The 18,154-nt window shown below is 42.9% G+C and carries 16 protein-coding genes and 1 tRNA gene; 8 read left to right on the top strand and 9 right to left on the bottom strand.

Annotated features, from left to right (window positions below):
• The 6 genes from OSCIL6407_RS30450 to OSCIL6407_RS37745 all read left to right on the top strand — a co-directional run.
• On the top strand, positions 1–1,938 hold a 1,938-nt coding region (locus OSCIL6407_RS30450; RefSeq protein WP_019487120.1), incomplete at its 5' end, for a DUF3769 domain-containing protein.
• 62 nt (positions 1,939–2,000) lie between these two features.
• The gene (locus OSCIL6407_RS0108615; RefSeq protein WP_019487119.1) at positions 2,001–2,438 is read left to right on the top strand and encodes a four helix bundle protein; all 438 of its coding nucleotides are present in this window, start codon (positions 2,001–2,003) and stop codon (positions 2,436–2,438) included.
• Positions 2,439–2,447: 9 nt separating this feature from the next.
• Positions 2,448–3,089: a hypothetical protein gene (locus tag OSCIL6407_RS0108610; RefSeq protein ID WP_007353719.1), complete on the top strand. Its 642-nt coding sequence runs from the start codon at positions 2,448–2,450 to the stop codon at positions 3,087–3,089.
• 157 nt (positions 3,090–3,246) lie between these two features.
• The gene (locus tag OSCIL6407_RS0108605; protein WP_007353720.1) at positions 3,247–3,627 is read left to right on the top strand and encodes a hypothetical protein; all 381 of its coding nucleotides are present in this window, start codon (positions 3,247–3,249) and stop codon (positions 3,625–3,627) included.
• A 123-nt stretch (positions 3,628–3,750) separates the two neighbouring features.
• Positions 3,751–7,722 (top strand): nSTAND1 domain-containing NTPase, encoded by a 3,972-nt coding sequence (locus OSCIL6407_RS0108600; RefSeq protein ID WP_007353721.1) that lies wholly within the window; start codon positions 3,751–3,753, stop codon positions 7,720–7,722.
• Positions 7,719–7,844, top strand: coding sequence for a hypothetical protein (locus tag OSCIL6407_RS37745; RefSeq protein WP_019487118.1), 126 nt, complete (start codon positions 7,719–7,721; stop codon positions 7,842–7,844). The genes OSCIL6407_RS0108600 and OSCIL6407_RS37745 overlap by 4 nt, the downstream gene beginning before the upstream one ends.
• A 53-nt stretch (positions 7,845–7,897) precedes the next feature.
• On the opposite strand, the gene OSCIL6407_RS0108590 is transcribed toward OSCIL6407_RS37745, so the two are convergent.
• The 3 genes from OSCIL6407_RS0108590 to OSCIL6407_RS0108580 all read right to left on the bottom strand — a co-directional run bounded on the left by OSCIL6407_RS0108590 (position 7,898) and on the right by OSCIL6407_RS0108580 (position 10,993).
• A tRNA-Thr gene (locus OSCIL6407_RS0108590) sits at positions 7,898–7,969 on the bottom strand.
• A 78-nt stretch (positions 7,970–8,047) separates the two neighbouring features.
• Complete coding sequence (gene pyk / locus OSCIL6407_RS0108585) at positions 8,048–9,838, bottom strand: pyruvate kinase (protein WP_007353722.1); 1,791 nt, start codon at positions 9,836–9,838, stop codon at positions 8,048–8,050.
• A 255-nt stretch (positions 9,839–10,093) separates the two neighbouring features.
• Positions 10,094–10,993 carry a COP23 domain-containing protein gene (locus tag OSCIL6407_RS0108580; protein WP_007353723.1) on the bottom strand — a complete coding sequence of 300 codons (900 nt, stop codon included), beginning with the start codon at positions 10,991–10,993 and terminating at the stop codon, positions 10,094–10,096.
• 135 nt (positions 10,994–11,128) lie between these two features.
• Here OSCIL6407_RS0108580 and crtR point away from each other — a divergent pair, with 135 nt between their 5' ends.
• Together crtR and OSCIL6407_RS0108570 are read left to right on the top strand one after the other, a co-directional pair.
• Entirely contained in the window at positions 11,129–12,019 is an 891-nt protein-coding gene (gene crtR, locus OSCIL6407_RS0108575; protein ID WP_007353725.1) for a beta-carotene hydroxylase, read from the top strand.
• Positions 12,020–12,191: 172 nt separating this feature from the next.
• Positions 12,192–12,770, top strand: a complete 579-nt coding sequence (locus OSCIL6407_RS0108570) for a Uma2 family endonuclease (protein WP_007353726.1) — start codon at positions 12,192–12,194, stop codon at positions 12,768–12,770.
• 149 nt (positions 12,771–12,919) lie between these two features.
• Here the strand turns inward: OSCIL6407_RS0108570 and OSCIL6407_RS36985 are convergent, their stop codons facing one another.
• The 6 genes from OSCIL6407_RS36985 to OSCIL6407_RS0108545 all read right to left on the bottom strand — a co-directional run bounded on the left by OSCIL6407_RS36985 (position 12,920) and on the right by OSCIL6407_RS0108545 (position 18,144).
• Complete coding sequence (locus tag OSCIL6407_RS36985; RefSeq protein ID WP_234709937.1) at positions 12,920–13,609, bottom strand: hypothetical protein; 690 nt, start codon at positions 13,607–13,609, stop codon at positions 12,920–12,922.
• Positions 13,566–14,003 (bottom strand): transposase, encoded by a 438-nt coding sequence (locus tag OSCIL6407_RS30440; protein ID WP_051045168.1) that lies wholly within the window; start codon positions 14,001–14,003, stop codon positions 13,566–13,568. The genes OSCIL6407_RS36985 and OSCIL6407_RS30440 overlap by 44 nt, the downstream gene beginning before the upstream one ends.
• A 216-nt stretch (positions 14,004–14,219) precedes the next feature.
• A complete protein-coding gene (locus OSCIL6407_RS0108560) occupies positions 14,220–15,383 on the bottom strand; it encodes a serpin family protein (RefSeq protein ID WP_157135560.1) in 1,164 nt (387 codons plus the stop codon).
• A 114-nt stretch (positions 15,384–15,497) separates the two neighbouring features.
• On the bottom strand, positions 15,498–15,902 hold the full coding sequence (gene aroH, locus OSCIL6407_RS0108555; protein WP_007355307.1) for a chorismate mutase: 405 nt from the start codon (positions 15,900–15,902) through the stop codon (positions 15,498–15,500).
• 75 nt (positions 15,903–15,977) lie between these two features.
• On the bottom strand, positions 15,978–16,796 hold the full coding sequence (gene sppA, locus OSCIL6407_RS0108550) for a signal peptide peptidase SppA (protein ID WP_007355308.1): 819 nt from the start codon (positions 16,794–16,796) through the stop codon (positions 15,978–15,980).
• Positions 16,797–16,896: 100 nt separating this feature from the next.
• Positions 16,897–18,144: an alpha/beta hydrolase gene (locus OSCIL6407_RS0108545; RefSeq protein ID WP_007355309.1), complete on the bottom strand. Its 1,248-nt coding sequence runs from the start codon at positions 18,142–18,144 to the stop codon at positions 16,897–16,899.
• Positions 18,145–18,154 lie beyond the last annotated feature (10 nt).

Genomic DNA, 18,154 nt, shown 5'->3' with positions numbered 1-18,154 from the left:
CACTCTCCCCATCTCCCCATCCCCCCATCTCCCCCATCCCCCTCATCTCCCCCATCTCCCCCATCTCCCCGTCCCCCCGTTCCTCGTAGTATTGATACGGTAGAGATTAAAGCTGATAGACAAGAATTCGACGATCGCCAGCAAATAGTAACGGCGATCGGTAATGTCATTGTTAGGTTTCAGCAAAGTGTAATCGATGCCGATCGCGCAGTGGTTAACTTACTGACACGGCAAGTAGTGGCGGAGGGTAATGTTGCCTACAGGCGAGGGCAGCAAGTCGTGCGCGGCGATCGCATGGAATACAATTTAGGTTTAAACTCAGGCGCGATTGAACAAGCCAAAGGCGAGATTTTTATCCCCACCGCAGGTTCCGATCTCGCCCCAACATTGCCCACAGATATTAGTGCTGGCGGGCTTTTAGACGAACCCCTCAGCGATCGCATTCTCAGCCAGCAACCCGTGCGCGGAATTAGGGCCACTCCCGGTGCTAACGTTATAATTGGCGGTAGGAGAGGGCAATTTTTCACCTTTCCGCAAGTCGTCGGTACTGTTAACCGCGTGCGGTTTGAAGCTGAAAGGCTCGATATTTTACCCGATGGCAGTAGGGTAGCGACTAATATTCGACTGACTAACGATCCGTTTTCGCCGCCAGAATTTGAGATCAGAGCCCAACGGGCGGTAATTAGGCAGATTTCGCCTACTGCACAAGAATTAGTAACAACTAAGCCGCGCCTGGTTTTTGACCAAGCGATTAAAATACCTATATTTCCCCAGCGGCAAGTGTTTGATAGCCGCAGGCGGAGTGGCCCTTGCTGGACATTTGGCTTCGATGGGGGCGATCGCGGTGGATTGTATGCTGAATGTTCCTTGGATGTATTTACTGGGGGGCCAGTGCAACTGAATGTTACTCCCCAGTTTTACATTCAGAGGGCGATCGAGAAACACGATAACAACCCTTTTTTCCCAGACAATTACGGGATGAGGGCCAGCTTGAGTGCCGACTTGGGCTCGCGGACAAAACTGCAAGGGACAGCGCAAATTCTCAACTTTGACCAATTCCCCAATCTCGACGAAGAGGACTTTCGGGGTAACTTGCGGTTGCGGCAATATGTGGGCAACCACACGCTAACGGGGGAATACAGCTTTCGCGATCGCTTATTTAACGGCAGTTTGGGATATCAAAGCGTCCATAGTAGCGTCGGCGCAGTCTTAGCCTCCCCCGTCATTCCTTTGGGTGACAGCGGCATCAATGTTAGCTATCAAGTAGGCTATCAGTTTATCAATGCTGAGAGCGATCGGCCCGATTTACTCCCCCTATTCCGGCCCAATAACCGCATCGATCTCAACCGCTTTCAAGCCAGCATCGCCGTCAGTCGCGGTTTTAACCTGTGGAGTGGGCAACCCTTACCCCGCACCCCGACACAGGGTTTGAGGTACACAGCTAGGCCAGTAGTTCCCTTCGTGCAACTGGCGTTAGGAGTCAGGGGCGTTACCAGCATTTACAGCAACGGCGATTCGCAAAACTCCCTTGCTGGTAGTATTGGCATCCAAGGGCAATTTGGTCATTTCGCTCGCAGATATTTAGACTACACTGCATTTAACGTGACTTACACGCAGGTAGCACGGGATGGCTTATCGCCATATTTATTCGATCGCTTAGTGGATTTGAGAATCCTCTCCTTTGGAATCGTGCAACAAGTTTTTGGAGGTTTCCGAGTTGGATTTCAGTCAGCGATTAACTTAGAAAGCAGTGAAGTTATCAGTACAGACTACACTTTGGAATATAGCCATCGCACCTACGGATTGATCTTGCGCTTTAACCCGCAGCGTCAAATCGGCAGCTTTACCTTTCGGATCAGCGACTTCAACTGGCTAGGTACTCCCGAACCTTTCTCTGGTGTGCGAACTGTTGAAGGAGGTGTACGGCTATCAGATTAGTTAATTGTTAGTTGTTAGTTGTTAGTTGTTAGTTGTTGGTTGTTAGTTGTTAGGAGGGGAAGGTGGAAAGAACTAAGTTTGAAGAATTACAGGTTTATCAACTTGCGGAAAAATTAGCAGATAAAATCTGGAATATTGTAGAAGAATGGAATCAATTTTCTAAAGATACTGTTGGCAAGCAAATTGTTCGCGCAGCCGATAGTATTGGTGCTAATATTGCTGAAGGAAATGGTCGATATAGTTTTCAGGACAATCAACGTTTTGTAAAAATAGCGAGAGGTTCTTTGTATGAAACAAGGCACTGGTTAAGACGAGCTTATGTTCGGCACCTATTGACAAATGAACAAGTAAACAAGCTCAAGCCCATTATTGATGAATTGTCACCGAAGCTAAACGCTTACCTAAATTACTTAGAAAGTGCTGCCAAAAAACAATCAACAAAACATAACGAAAAAAAACAACCAACAACCAACAACCAACAACTAACAATTAACAATTAACAATTAACAATGACAGATGTTACCGCTATATCTGCACAGGCAGCGTCTCTGCTGGTTCACTACAGTTTTGACATCAGCGGGGACACAGTTGAGGAATTGGTGGGTGAATGGTTGACCATTTACCCGGCCTATTGGTTGCGTTTAGCAGTCGTTGAAGCCCTTTATCAAGGGCGTTACAAAACCGTTTCTGTTGAACACTTATTAGCTATGTGGCAGCGGCGCGGTCAACCTCTCTATCATTTCAATCATGAATTTGAACGTTTAGTTTGCAGCAGTTTTCCGCTGGATTCGACAGTTGAAGAGGAGGCTACGCAGCCCCAAGAAGAGATAGATTTACCAGGATGGGAAACTCCGGCTGCCTCTGAATTACCGCCCCGTCAATCCCCTGTTTTGAATCAGGTAAAAGAGGAGGAGGAAGGAGTAAAAGTTAGCAAGTCTGGCGGTGAACTTACTATTTTAAATTGGACGGAGAAGAGTGCAGAAGTTGCCTCCGATCGCGAGGCTATAAGTGAGTCTAATTCTGAGGAATCTGATAGTAGTAATGAATTAGGAGATGTTGATTCTGCGGCTCATCCTGTGAAACATACTGACTTTTATAGTAAGTTGAAAGCAGTTGCAACAGAGGCAAAAAGGAAGAATGAAAGAGGGTAATTGGTAATTGGTAATTGCGGATAAATTTGGTGCGATCTGTGTAAGGCTGAGATGTTAAAAGATGTTAAAGAACTGGGCAGTGGTATCGTCAAGCATGAGATAATGATGACTGGGCAAAAATAAGATAAATTATAAAATTCACAGAGAGGGAGAAAATATGGACGCAATTACTACCGCGATTGTGACTGGTCTTGCTATTCCTGTGGCTAAAGATGCGATCGCAGATGCTTATGCAGCTCTCAAAGCTGCCTTAAATAAGAAATTTGGCGCTCAAAGTGACGTAGTTAATGCAGTCGAACAACTAGAAAAAAAGCCTGATTCTGAAGGTCGTAAAGCTACTTTACAAGAAGAAGTTGAAAACGCCAAGGTTAATGACGATCCTGAGATTGTCAAGTTGGCTCAAGATTTACTCAGCAAACTTAAAGAACAACCAGGTGGACAGGAGATAATTACTCAAACTCAAACCAACACAGTCAGCGGTGTAACTGTTGGTGGAAACTTTGAATTTAAGCCAGTGCAAGAAGGTAAGAAGAGTTAAGAAAAGCTGAGCTCAACAGACAATATATACACTACAACAAAGATGAAAGGCATTACTGGCTTTAGCTGAATCAACAGCCAAACGTGCCTCTATAATCGCTAAAACATCAGAGGTGTTACTAGCATGGGCCAATCAACTCCAGATCGCCAATTTCAGGAACAAGAAAACCTGATTAAAGATACTAACGTTCGTGGTGACTTGACCTTTGCACCAGTTCAGAACATCATCGAGACTCAGATTATCCAGTCTTCCATTGAGGCAGTAACACAGCGAAAGCTAAATAAGAATTCACCTTATCAAGGGCTAAAAAGATTTAACTTCAAGGATAGAGATCGTTTTTTTGGTAGAGATAAACTCATTGCTAGATTATTTGAAGCAGTAAATCGCAGTAACTTAAGTTTAGTTTTAGGTGCTTCTGGCAGTGGTAAATCCTCTGTCGTGCGGGCTGGGTTAGTTCCTGAGTTAAAAAAATCTTTGGAGTATCAAATATTTTATGACTTCATTTTTACGCCGAATCAAGATCCATTTGACTCCCTATATCGGTGCTTACTGAGTGAGGAAAAAGATTATAACTTCAGTAAGTTAGAGTCTGAAATTGCCCTAGAAGCCAAGGCAGATACACTGACTAAAGTGATTAGCACGTTAAAGAAAAGAGATGAACGGTGGTTGATTTTTGTCGATCAATTTGAGCAACTATTCACCTCAGATCAAGACGCAGAAAAATGCCAAAACTTTATTGCAGGTATTGTAAAAACTGCTAATTCAGGCGATAGTTGTGTCAAAATTATTGTAGCAATACGCGCTGATTTTTTAGAGCAATTAAGTTATTATCCAGACTTAGGTGAAATTGCAAATCAAAATAATATTCATATAGTAACAGAGATGTCCCCGGAGCAATTGCGACAGGCGATTGAGCAACCCGCAGCTAAACATGGAGTTGTATTTGAAGCAGGATTGGTTGAACAAATTATTAAAGAAGTTGAAGGACAAAAAGGGTTCCTTCCTTTATTGCAGTACACCCTGAATTTGCTTTGGCAAAGTGAATGCGAAACGATTAGTGCTGATGGTCGTCTTAATATTGAAGAACGCACCTTAACTAAAAAAAGTTATGAAAAATTAGAAGGCGTAAGAGGCGCACTACAAAAGCATATAAACGACATATATAAAAACCTCAATGAAGAGGAAAAGACAGCTACTAAGCAAATATTTTTAAGATTAGTGAATATCATTGAAACTGATTCAGGCAGTAAAACAGTTAGTAGACAAGCTTATCAGCATGAGTTTGTGGGTGAATCAGTTAAAAATACTATCAAAAAATTTATTGAGGCAAATTTGCTGGTTAGTAGTAGTGAAAATTTAAGCTCCAAATTACTAATTAGTAACCCTTCTCCTCTAAAACAATCTGCAACTGTAGAAATTGCCCATGAAGTTTTGCTATTATCTTGGGATGTTTTAAAGGGCTGGATTGAGCAAGAAAAAGAAGCAATTATATTGAGGAATTGGTTGGCTGGTGAAGCCAGAAGGTGGCAAAAAATCTGCTTAGAAAATGCGTCACAGGCTAACGATGAACTCTTGAAAGGCTCTCGATTAGATCATGTTGTAGAGTTTAGAAGTAACGATGCTTTTAAAAATGTTGGTGGTTTACAAGAACAGGAAAACCAATTTATTGATGCTAGTGTAGCACTGCGCGATCGCGAAAAACAAGAAAAACAAGAAATGGAACGCCGAATAAAGTTAGAACAGCGTATTATTGCAGGTGTAATTGGTGGTGCCGTTTGTGCTGTATTAGGTTTCTCAGTGTTTGCACTTTGGCAAAGGCAACAAATAGAGATAAATACCTTTACTCAATTTGCCGAACAACTCTTATTGATAAAACCAAAACAGTTGGATGGTTTAATAGAAAGCTTGAGAGCTACAAAGAAGTTAAAACAAGCATTTTTCCCAGCAAGTGATAGCCAAATGCGAGTTGTTACTACTTTGAGACAGGCTGTTTATGATGTGCGAGAGTTTAATCGCCTAGAGAAACATCAGGATGATGTAAGAAGTGTTAGTTTCAGCCCAGATGGTCAAATTCTTACTTCAAGTCGGGATAAAACAATAAAACTATGGACTAAAGAGGGTTACTTGTTGAAAGAGTTTAAAAAGGAGCATAGCGATACTATTTTGAGTGCAAGTTTTAGCCCAAATGGTAAAATCATTGCTTCAGGTAGTGCTAATGGAATTATTAAACTCTGGCAAAAAGATGGTGTTAATCTAAGTTCTCTAAAAACTATAAAAGGACATAGCGCCCCTATTCGTGCCTTGAAATTCACTCCCAATGGACAAATAATTGCTTCATCTAGTGAAGACGAAACCATTAGATTCTGGAGTTTGGATGGCAAACTATTGAAGACTATTCCGGCAAAACAAGTTAATCAAGGTTGGGTTTTAAGCATGAGTTTTAAAGATAACAAAACCCTCGCCACTGGTGGTGGTAACAACACTGTCAAATTTTGGAGAAGCAACGATGGCAAATTCAAAAATGTAGAACTACTGGGTACTCTTAAAGAGTATGATAGAAAACCAACGGGAGACGGAAGAGCAGTTTGGAGTATAGATTTTAGCCATGATGGAACGATGTTAGCTACAGGAGGTCGTGATGGTACTATTAAACTCTGGCGTAAAGAAAGTAAGTCCATAGATTGGATCAAAGATCTAAATTTTAAGCTAGAGGAAAAAGAGGTAAAAAGGATTTGTGAGAACGGAGTAAAAGAAAAAAGAAATGGTGTTGCCATTAGTTGTCTCAAAAAGTCTGAAGATTTTGTTAGAGGGGTAAGTTTTAGTCCCGATAACCAGGTAATTGCAGCAGCTACTTGGGATAAAAAGATTATACTTTGGTATTGGAATAAACCTGTCACTACACCAGAAACTCTTAATGGGCATGAAAAAGGACTATGGGGCGTAAGTTTTAGCCCAGATGGTAAAATTATTGCTTCGGCTAGTAAAGATAATACAGTGAAATTATGGAACAAACAAGAAGCTTCGCAGGCTTTTGGTGGAGGGGAGCAATCTATCTGGGATATCAGTTTTAATCCTGACAGTCAGATTATTGCTTCAGCTAGCGAGTCCAAAGTTGTTAAACAGAGAGCTATAAATGGTAATAGTCTATGTAAGGATTTGGTAGATCCTAATTTGAATAAAGCACTAGACTCCAAATGCGAAAGCCCCAAATTTAGCCATAATGAGAAGGTTAAAGGAGTAGCCTTTAGTCCTGATGGTAAAATTATTGCCTCTGCTAGTTGGGATTGCACTGTAAAATTGTGGCACTCTGATGGTCGTTTGATCAAAACTTTAACAGACCATTCAATCCAATCTAAAGAAAAAAATTGTAGTAATCAGTCTAGTCATAGCAAATATGTTCAAGGTGTAGCTTTTAGTCCTGATGGTCAGATGATTGCTTCCGCAAGTTCTGATAAAGAAATAAAACTTTGGAGTAAAGATGGTAATTTACAACATACTCTTAAAGGTCATAATGACTCAGTGTATAGAGTTAGATTTAGTCCCGATGGGAAAACTTTAGCTTCGGCAAGTGCTGACAAGACAGTTAAACTTTGGAGTAAGAATGGTGAACTATTGAACACTCTTGATGGTCTTGAGGGTCATAAAAATAGCGTAACAGATGTAAACTTCAGCCTCGATGGTAAAATTATTGCCTCTGCTAGTGCAGATCAGACAATTAAACTCTGGAATAAAAAGGGTAAATTGCTAAAAAACCTTTACGGACATTCAGGAGAAGTTCAGAGTATAAGTTTCAGCCGTGACGGTCAAATGATCGCTTCTGGTAGTAAGGATCATACTATCAAGATTTGGAATCGGGATGGTATTTTGCTGAATACTATTAATGTAGAAGTAGGCCCTATTTATTCAGTAAGCTTTAGTCCCGATCAGAAATACCTTGCCGCTGGCAGTGATGATGGTAGATTAAGATTGTGGAAAATGGATCTCGAAGGATTACAAAAAGAAGGTTGCGATATCGTGCGTGACTATCTAAAGAATAATCCTAATGTCAGCGATCGCGATCGCCTCCTTTGCGAAGGAATTGACCCTAAGAAATGAACGCATCATCTGGTATATCCAGTCAAACTAATATTTTGGTTAGTCTTAGTCTAAGTTGGGACAAACCTGCAATCGTAGCTTTAGCAGATGCGATCGCACACAAAATTCTTTACCTAACATAGCATCCGCCAATTACTCGACGAAAAATACCAATTGCTTAACTGACAATCCCCAAAGCCGATGGCGGGATTTGAACCCGCGACCGACCGATTACGAATCGGTTACTCTACCACTGAGCTACATCGGCACAGACAATTATTAATTGTAACACAAAACTAGAGAAGAAGACAAGAAAAAAGAATCTTGCCAACTTCCCCAACCACCCCTAAACCTTCAATTCCCCATCAGTAGGAGTCGAATTCTTCGCCCCCGAATAAACCAAACCCCGCTGCATATCCACAGTCAACATCGTACCGTCCCGAATCACCCGCGTTGCATTCTCCACCCCCACCATCACCGGTACGCCTAAACGCAAACCAATAATCGCCGCGTGAGAAGTCAAACTCGCCTCCTCAGTCACCACACCCGCCGCCTTGCGAATCATCTCCACAAAATCAACACTCGTATTTCGCACTACCAAAATCTCACCACTGTGGAAATCCCCCACATCCGCAGCAGACAAAGCCACCCGTGCCCGCCCGCTTACCGCTCCCAAACCCACGCCAGTACCCCTACCCAGCACCGCAGTCACCACCTCAACCTTAATCAAATCAGTCGAACCAGCCACCCCTTGCAGAGTACCCGCCGTCATCACCACCAAATCCCCATCCGACAACAAACCCTTCTCCTGGGCTACGCTAATCGCCGATTGAAAAGTCTGACCCGCCGAAGGCAAATCTAGCACTAACAAGGGCTTCACACCCCACACCATCTGCAACTGTCGCGCTACATCCACATGGGGAGTCACTGCCAAAATTGGAGTTTTCGGCCGAAACTTGGACACATTGCGCGCCGTCGCCCCCGTCTTCGTCAGCGTCATAATCGCCTGCGCCCTCAATTGCTCAGCAATTTGGCTCACCGCTTGACTAATCCCATTGGGAATCGACCGGCCCGTATCTTCCACCCCAGTGACATTGCGAGTAATCTCTTCCTGTTCAATCCGTACCGCAATTCTCGCCATCGTCGCCACAGCTTCCACTGGAAACTTGCCAACGGCCGTCTCATTCGACAGCATCACCGCATCAGTACCATCAATAATCGCATTCGCCACGTCGGAAATTTCAGCGCGAGTCGGGCGAGGATTATTCACCATGCTATCTAGCATTTGAGTTGCAGTAATCACCGGAATGCCCATCCGATTTGCACTGGCAATCAGTCGCTTTTGCAAAATCGGCACATCCTCGGCTGGCAATTCCACGCCCAAATCGCCACGCGCCACCATCACACCATTACACAAAGCTAAAATCGCTTCCATTTGTTCGATCGCTTCGTGCTTTTCAATTTTCGCAATCACCGGCACCTGCTTACCAGCCGAAGCAATTAGTTCTTTAATTTCCAGTACATCTTGAGGGTTGCGAACGAAGGAAAGTGCCACCCAGTCTACACCCTGATCCAGACCAAACATCAAATCTTTACGGTCTTTATCAGTGAGTGCCTTAATTGACAAATACACTCCCGGAAAATTCACCCCTTTATTATTAGAAAGGGGGCCGCCAACAACAACACGGCAATACAATTCCCGTGCCACTCGGTCTATTTTCTCCACTACCATCTCCACCTTACCGTCATCAAGTAAGATTGATGCTCCCTCCGGCACTTCATCTGCTAGGGGTTCGTAGGTGATCGAGGAAATTTTCTCAGTACCGGGGACTAAATGGCTAGTGAGAGTAAATGGGTCGCCCTTTTGAAGGATAATCGAGCCATTTTCAAAGCGTCCCAGGCGAATTTTCGGGCCTTGGAGGTCTAGGAGAATACCAACCGGCTGATTGAGCTCAAAGGATGTCTGCCGGATCAGGCGAATACTTCGCTGGTGATCTTCGTGAGTCCCGTGAGAAAAGTTGAGGCGCAAAGTAGTTGCACCCGCTTCGATGAGATCGCGGAGTACCTTTGGGTTCAGGGTTGCGGGGCCAATAGTGGCGACAATTTTAGTCCGGCGGTGGGAATTTTGCAGTTGCATGAAATCAATTCACGGGGCAGATGACTTAGAGGCTTTTATTTCGGCTATCCCATTATTGAGAATGCCGCTGACGCAAGTCTAAATTAATCAGGATTTTTTAAAGTCAGCAGCAGCATGGGCATTGCCACTTTACCAGATATAACGCTTGTCATACCTAAATTTTGGGAATTAAGTGTTCTGACGACGATCGCGCTGCCAACTTTGAAGATCGTGGTGTTGATTCTTAAATGCAAGAGTAGCGATCGCCAATCGGCCCTAGTTGCGGAAGTTATCGGGATTGAGTCGCGGCCCCGGTTGACTCCGCAAACCGCCTCGCAGTCTGGTACCTGTACCGCCGTCGGCCCGATCTAGGAAAGGTCGCAAGTAGATGCTGTCACTCTGAGAATTGCGCCTGTTTCTGGGTGAATCCATCCCTAAGACTCTTTCGATGATTCTGCCAGTATTCCCATCGACAAAGGTATTGACACCTTGGGTAGACTGTCCGCTGTCGGCGACGGTGAGGTTTTGGAAGACGCGATCGCGCGTTAATTTTGGATCTTCCCCTGGGGGTACTGTCAGCACAATCCGACAATCGGGATTTTTTTCTGTGGTCACGCAAATCACGCTGTAACCGTTTTCAACTCCTGTTCGCAGTTCATCTAAACCATCGGGTCTGTAAGATTCTAAACGCCTGCTAATCTCACCGCATCGGCGTTCTGACGACCAACCGCCGCCTAGATCGCTGGGTATTGCCCAAGGGTAAGATTGATTGGGTTGGCTTTGAGGATGATACATTACCGTCGATTTGCCGTTATCCAACTCACAAGTAAACCGGGGTTCGCTAACTGTCTTGCTGTCATCGTCAGGGGTTGGCGACTCATCCTCAGCAGTTGGGTCAAGGGGGTCAGTTGTCGTTGCATCTGCATCTGAGGGTTCCGCAGCTACCCGTACAGGTAAATTATTGTTGATACTGAGTGAGTATCCCAAAGCACTGCCAGTAGTCAGGAGTGCTGACCCTGCTGCCAAACCCAGTATTTTCCAAAGGTGCGATGCCAATAGCTTTGACGGCATAAAATTATTCTCCTCGATCGAAAGTGTTTGCTGTAGCGGTTCAGGTTTCTCGCGCCGCGTAATAAATTCCGAGGCGGCTCTTGACAAAAATCCCAATGCACCCACTTATTTTATCTGTAATAGCATTTAGCTCTCAAGAATTCCATCCCCTGAGCGGGGTGGGAGTGTCAAAAAACTTTACTGTTGGGGGTTTGTATCCTATACTACCCAAGGATGAAATATTAAGGAGTACAAACAACAATGTCGGAGCCCCGGCGGTCACTGACAGTACCTAAAGAGTTTCTGAGCCCTCCGGGTGATTTTAATCCAACGCTGCTGCTGTTTTTGAGCGCAGTAGCCATCCTGGGCATTTCTAATGTGGGTTATTGGTGTTGGCATTGGCCCGATTGGTGCTGTTTTTGTCTGAACGTGCTTGCCTTACACATGGCAGGAACAGTTATACACGACGCTTCTCATAATGCGGCACATCGCGATCGCATCATTAACGCTATTTTAGGTCATGGTAGCGCCTTGATGTTGGGCTTCGCTTTCCCCGTATTTACGCGGGTGCATATCCAGCATCACGCTCATGTTAATGACCCAGATAACGATCCCGATCATTTTGTTTCCACTGGTGGCCCTCTGTGGCTAATTGCTGCTAGATTTTTTTACCACGAGATTTTCTTCTTTAAACGTCGCCTGTGGCGCAAATTTGAGCTGTGGGAATGGTTTTTCAGCCGTTTATTTGTAGCGGCAATAGTTTATATTGCGATTCAATACGACCATTTAGGTTACGTCCTGAATTTTTGGTTTTCCCCTGCCTTAGTAGTAGGTTTGGCTTTGGGGTTATTTTTTGATTATTTACCGCACCGTCCGTTTCAGGAACGCGATCGCTGGAAGAATGCTAGAGTTTACCCCAGTCCAATTTTGAACATCTTAATTTTAGGACAAAACTATCACCTAATTCATCATTTGTGGCCTTCCATTCCTTGGTATAATTACAAGCCAGCTTATGAAGCAGTCAAACCTCTTTTAGATGAGAAAGGATCGCCTCAAACACTAGGAATACTAGGAGGTAAAAAGGACTTTTGGAGTTTTATATACGACATTTTTCTGGGAATTAGGTTGCATCATAGCAAAACTTCTGATTAATTAACTAACAAAAACCCGGCTTCTTTAAGAAACCGGGTTTTTTAGTCCTATCTACGATCCCGAAATTAGGTTAGATTTTATTCCTCAACCCAACACCAGGGTTGTAACTGGATTTTTTTAATTGGTATAAAATGAATCTATTGGCCAGACAACCTAGCTTCTCACAACTGCCATGACTCAAATCACCCTCGACCTCAACCCCATCATCAAACTTACCGAAGAACAGTTTTTTCAACTTTGCCAAGAAAACTCCGATTTAAAACTAGAACGAAACGCCAAAGGAGAATTAATAGTTATGCCGCCAACAGGAGGAGAAACAGGTAGAAGTAATGTTAAAGCGATTGTACCATTGGCAATATGGAACGAACACACCCAACTCGGCGAAGTCTTCGACTCATCTACAGGTTTTACTCTACCAAATAAAGCCAATCGTTCCCCCGATGCCTCTTGGGTAGAAAAATCTCGTTGGGAAGCTTTAACTCCCGAACAAAGAGAGAAATTTATACCCCTTTGTCCCGACTTTGTAATTGAAATTCTTTCACCAAGCGATAGCCTTAGCAAGACTCAAGAAAAAATGCAGGAATATATCGATAATGGCTGTCGTCTTGGTTGGCTAATTAAACGCAAAAAACAAGAAGTAGAAATTTATCGGCCTGGTAAAGAAATGGAGGTTTTGAAATTTCCTCAAACCTTATCTGGCGAGGATGTCTTACCTGGATTTACCTTGAATTTACAGCGAATTTGGGAATAGGAGCATGATTGAGAGTGCAAGGGCAACCCTAATTTCATCACATAAAAGTATTTGATTTTTTCAATATACATTCATGCTGTCCTAGAAGGTGCTAATAGCTCTTGTTCCGTCGAAATTGGCAAGGATGCTAATATCCCTAGTTTGTCACTCTAGGCAGAAGAAAATTGGTGAAAAGCATTTAATTTAGTCCCTGTTAAAGCATTAGCACAGAGATTAACCAGACTAATTAAAGTATTAAAACTACTAACTAATAAAGGAGATTCAAAAACCTTCAACCAAGGTTTTACTAATTTGAGGGCTAATAGTGGCAATAATAGTAATTGCATATTATTTAGCATTGATTTCCAGCCTTGATTGAAATCCCAGTCTGGATGTTCAGCTAGATAACTATTTAGTTCAGATTGACAACTTGATAAGTTAGATAATTCCGAAGACTGAGTTGAAATAGCCCTCATACTAACCAATAGAAAAGCACAACAAATAGATTCCCACCATTTAGCAATATCATTGTATTTGGTTACATGAAAGTCCGACCAACCTAATTCAGATTTGCTTTGTCTAAATCCATATTCAATCCAAGTTCTTTCTCCATAAATATTGCCTACATCTTGATATTTAATTTTGTCAATATTAGTCATTACATAAGATGTACTATTGACTGGTAATGTTTCGGGATCAGTTGTTAGATACCAATAAGTATATTTATTCCTGTGACCAAATATTATCTCACACACATATCTTTTTTGTTGTTGACCTTTACTTAATATTCGGTCAAATTCTTGCCAAGAAGTCTGTTTAACTTCCTCCCCCTCTGGCATCCAGACTCCAAATATTGACACTTACAATCCCATTGTCTACTTTTCCTAGCCTTCCTAAATATTGTCTAGCTACATATTCAGTTTTATTTCCTTTTTTTGGATCTCCGGTCTCATCTATAATAATGTCAATTGCTTCTTCTTTTAACCAGTTAAAGATAATTTTTAGTCTCTGGGTTCTTAATTCTTCCGATTTCCAGGGAGATTGTGTTAAAAAGTTATGCAATGATTGACTATTTTTTAATCCAATTATTTTAGAGAGTGTTACTAAACTTTTTCTCTTGCTTGGTGTCAAAATCCCCATAATAATTTGCTTAAAGGCTTCATAGCTTCTAACTTCTGGAAATATTTTTTGATAACTCTCACAATATTGATCGATGAAACTAATGGTAGGTTGTGGAATTTTGGGCTGTATCATAGTCTGTGTCTCCCATTTAGACTTCTCTTTCTATTTTACTCTTCCTAGAGTGACAAACTAGGGATAAAAGCAACGCCAAGGTTATAACAAGATTTTTTTTAATTGGTATAAACCGAATAAAGCCAATCGTTCCTCCGATGCCTCTTAGGTAGAAAAATCTCGTTGGCAGGTTGGGAATAGCATAATTACGGCTAATTTCCCTACCAATTGCTTTCTTTAATTAGGTTCAACAATTGAACCCATAAACAAAATAGTTTCAGTTTGGTTGTCATGAATTGCAGAGAAAAAGGGGCTATCGACAATCATTTCAAAGGGTTTGTGTGGCAATGGAATAGGAGATGCTGACATCTGTATGGAAGTTATTGCTGCTGCTTCTGTACCCTCCTCTTTTAACTCGACAAAGGTTTTATGTTTAACTTCACTGATGTAGAGATTAGGCGGGATTGGACGCATACCAGAAAAATCAGCTTGTTTTTCATCAAAAGCAACTCCCATCCCTAAGCTTTTTAGTATGCCGTTGAGTTTAATTTCATATTCGAGTTTAAATCGAGGTAGTTCGATAGTTACTTTTTGTTTGGTGAATTTCTGCATCGATTTTTCCCAGTTTTCAGGAGTTAGAGTTTGGTAGAATTGGGAAAGATTAGAAGTTTTCTGAGGGAGAAATACATACAAGCTAAACCTTCCATTGCCGTAGGGAATACTAATTGCTTGGAACTCAGGGGTTTCGTAATAATCATACCACCCTGTTCGAGACATCAGCGAGTATTGCTTTGTAGAACCATCTACCAAAGTAAAAGGCTTGTTTTTTGTATCTCCTTTATCAAACTTGTCAGTCCAATCTCCTTTAAAGTAAACGGCATTAATTAGAAACAGTTCTGAACCCGCTGGAATTTCCTTAATAATTTGACTGATTTTACCGCAGGTATGGTGCTTAACCCAGTTGTTGATAGTATCTGGGGATTTTGGATTGGTAAAATCTAAGTTATTTGCCTCAGCACTGTAAAATGTTTGAGTTTTCTGGATAAATTCTGGCTTAAAGGGAACTCCCTGTTTTGCCCAAAGTGAATTTACTAGCGAGATATTTACTGTTGGATCTGCCTGAATCAATGCTGTAATTAAATCTGCATTAGCTTGGTTGAGGGAGTTTAAATCCAATCCCTGCAACTCCAATGCTTTAGCCATTGCTTGCTGAGTTTCACCACTAGCACCATTATAAGTCATCGCTAGTGCTATTGATATGCTAGTTGGTGATACAAAGATATTTTTAGTGCTGTCTTGCTTGAGAATTTGGGAAAATAGCTTAAAACTAAACCGAGTATTAGCTGTAATTAGCCTGGAGTCAATGGAATTTTTCCCAATTGCAGCCAAAGGCAATTTCACCTGTTCGGTATAGAGGGTATGCAGGAGTTGTCGAGACTGGTTTTAAAACAGACAATTTTTTGAATAGAGATTCATCTTACCCTAGAAGGTGCAACAAGCTTTTCCTCAAACACTTTAAGAGTAACTAACACTAGCTAAATTCCAATCCGGCCGCAAATTCTTAGCTCCTCGCAAATAAGGATGATAAATTTGAGTGTGGTTTTCTGGCAAATTAATGTGAATTAAAAATCGGATACAGCGTTGCAAACTACCCTCAACGTGCATTTGCTGAACATCTAAAAGAGGAACATTAGCCCAGCGGGGACGATCGCGCGCGATCGCAGCCGGAAAGATAGCATCCAAATCGCGAGTGACAGAAAAAGTAGCACTAATAATCATTTCCGGGTCGAGGTCATTAAGCCCTTCTAGTTCATCTAACAGTTCCCTCACCGCATCTGCAATTGCTTCCACCGAATTTTCTGAGGCAGTAGTTGCCCCGCGAATCGCCCTTACTCGCCACTCCACGCAAACATCCTCCATTGTTATAAGTATCCTTCAACCAACAGTTAACCGTTAACCGTTAACCGCTAACCGTTAACCGCTAACTGTTAACAATTATGGTCGATAAAGCCAAAGTGGTAGACCACTTACAGACAGCTCAAATTCTAGCCAATTCCCAGCAGAAGACAGCCCCGATGTATCCAGACTACTGCCTAATGCACGAGTTAAAAATGGTTTAGGTTTTTCCAGAGTGCAACACTCCGTTTTTTCAGGGTCAAGACCTGCTAATTCAGCCGCCCAGCGACGGGCATCATCCTCAGTTCCCAAACGGTCAACCACACCCAGTTCTAAAGCTTGCTGTCCGCTAAAAATGCGACCGTCGGCAAAAGTTTTAACCGTTTCAATCGGGATATTTCGGGCTTCTGCAACCGTTTGCACGAACTGCTGATAAGTGTTATCGATCAAGTCTTGCAGAATTTCCTTCTCCGGCTCAGTCAGTTCTCTGTCAAAAGCCAAAATATCTTTGTAAGGGCCAGATTTAATCGTTTTAAACGAAACGCCAACCTTTTCTAACAGCCCTTCAATGTTATTTCCTCGGATAATCACGCCAATGCTGCCCGTAATCGTACCCGGATTGGTGACGATGTGGGGGGCACCCATGCCAATGTAGACACCCCCAGAAGCCGAAATATTGCCAAAGCTGGCAACAATTTTAACTTGGTCTTGCAGGCGCTTGAGGGCGCTGTAGATTTCTTGGGAATCTCCGACTGTACCGCCGGGAGAGTCGATCCGCAGCAGCAAGGCGGGAAACTTGCGCTCTTCAACGGTTTTGAGAGCTTCTAGGACACGCTTGCGGGCTTCTTGGGCGATCGCGCCGTTGATTTCAATCCGAGCGATTTGTTTGCGATAGCGAGGCTTAAATGGCCAAATCATGGGCAATCATAGAACTTTTTGTAGCTAATCTCTAGTTTGCCTTATTCCTATGGATTTGTGCGAGCCGATCGCCACCCAGAGGGCGGCGTTACCTATTTCTCTATTTTGGTTGGTAATTAGAAGACTTCAGAGTATGAGCTAAAAAGCGTTCTGTGTAATACAAAGCCAGTTGATTGCTCACACCATTAAAAACGGCATCAAAGGCGTGTTCTGCCCAAGGAATTTCGAGCATAATTGCACGATTGCCAGTGGATTGTAATTGTTTGTAGAGAAAGCGTCCAAACTTGGCTTCAACTATATGGTCGCGACCTGCATAAACCAGGAGAGAAGGGGGAAGGTTGGGTTTAACATAATTGATAGGAGAAGCTTGACGGTAAAGCTCTGTGAGTTCGTCGGGAGTTCCTCCCAGAAAAGCACGCAGAATGGCTCGGACATTTAATGGATCGGGAAAAGGTGGGTCATAATATCCTCGGAGTAGGTTAATTGGGCCGTAATAATTCACTACTGCTCGAATAGGAACTGTAGGGGAATTATAAGCATAAAGTAATGCTAAATGGGCACCTGCTGACCTTCCCATTAAAGCAATTCTGTTAATATCAATTTCCCACTCATTGGCGTGGGTTTGGATATAAGATAAAGCTGTTTCTACGTCTTCTAATTGAGCTGGAAAGCGATATTTAGGAGCGTGGCGGTAATCTATTGCTACTACACAATAACCTTGGGCGGCCATGTAGCGACTAAATTCGCGATCGCTATTGGGACTGCCTCTTTGCCAAGCTCCTCCGTAGAGGATAACGATCGCGGGATATTTACCAGTTTGCATCGGTCTATAAAGATTTAGTTTCAGTTGTACCCCGTCGGGGTTGGCAAATACAACGCCGTCAGAAGTGCGAACTTCCCGCAGGGGAATTCCCCGGAAGGCATCTGTTAAGATAAAGGGTTTAGGGCGTAGTTGTGCCTGTTCAACTTGAGGAATGGCTGCTAAATAATCCACCCCTAGAACAGACTTTATTTCAGCCGCTATGCGCGAATTAGCTGCTGGGAACTGAAGCAGGGGGAGTAGACTGAGGATTAGGGCAATCGAGCTACAGACTAGGGAAGTGTTGTAGAGCCAGCCTTGCTGTAGTCTGAAGATGGTTAGTAAGAGAGCGATCGCATTCACAGCCACCAGCCAAGGACTGATTTCTGGTGCTCCCACTGCTAAAGGAAATAGAAATAGTGTCGGTGCTGGTACGATCGTCCAAAGGCTAAGAAATAATCCAACTGCACTCAAAAACAGAGGGATGAAGAGGGAGACTAGAAATGTTGTGAATAAGACTAGCTTTTTGCGGTTATTTTTAGGTCGCACAGATTTTTTC

The organism is Kamptonema formosum PCC 6407 (genome assembly GCF_000332155.1).
Classification (GTDB): domain Bacteria; phylum Cyanobacteriota; class Cyanobacteriia; order Cyanobacteriales; family Microcoleaceae; genus Kamptonema; species Kamptonema formosum.
This window is presented reverse-complemented; position numbering and strand designations above follow the sequence as displayed.

What these genes read in the sequence shown, in the direction of transcription:
- OSCIL6407_RS0108610 (WP_007353719.1), top strand. Translation starts at nt 2,448, where the DNA reads ATGACAGATGTTACCGCTATATCTGCACAGGCAGCGTCTCTGCTGGTT.
- OSCIL6407_RS0108605 (WP_007353720.1), top strand. Translation starts at nt 3,247, where the DNA reads ATGGACGCAATTACTACCGCGATTGTGACTGGTCTTGCTATTCCTGTG.
- OSCIL6407_RS0108600 (WP_007353721.1), top strand. Translation starts at nt 3,751, where the DNA reads ATGGGCCAATCAACTCCAGATCGCCAATTTCAGGAACAAGAAAACCTG.
- OSCIL6407_RS37745 (WP_019487118.1), top strand. Translation starts at nt 7,719, where the DNA reads ATGAACGCATCATCTGGTATATCCAGTCAAACTAATATTTTGGTTAGT.
- pyk (WP_007353722.1), bottom strand. Translation starts at nt 9,838, where the DNA reads ATGCAACTGCAAAATTCCCACCGCCGGACTAAAATTGTCGCCACTATT.
- crtR (WP_007353725.1), top strand. Translation starts at nt 11,129, where the DNA reads ATGTCGGAGCCCCGGCGGTCACTGACAGTACCTAAAGAGTTTCTGAGC.
- OSCIL6407_RS0108570 (WP_007353726.1), top strand. Translation starts at nt 12,192, where the DNA reads ATGACTCAAATCACCCTCGACCTCAACCCCATCATCAAACTTACCGAA.
- OSCIL6407_RS30440 (WP_051045168.1), bottom strand. Translation starts at nt 14,003, where the DNA reads ATGATACAGCCCAAAATTCCACAACCTACCATTAGTTTCATCGATCAA.
- aroH (WP_007355307.1), bottom strand. Translation starts at nt 15,902, where the DNA reads ATGGAGGATGTTTGCGTGGAGTGGCGAGTAAGGGCGATTCGCGGGGCA.
- sppA (WP_007355308.1), bottom strand. Translation starts at nt 16,796, where the DNA reads ATGATTTGGCCATTTAAGCCTCGCTATCGCAAACAAATCGCTCGGATT.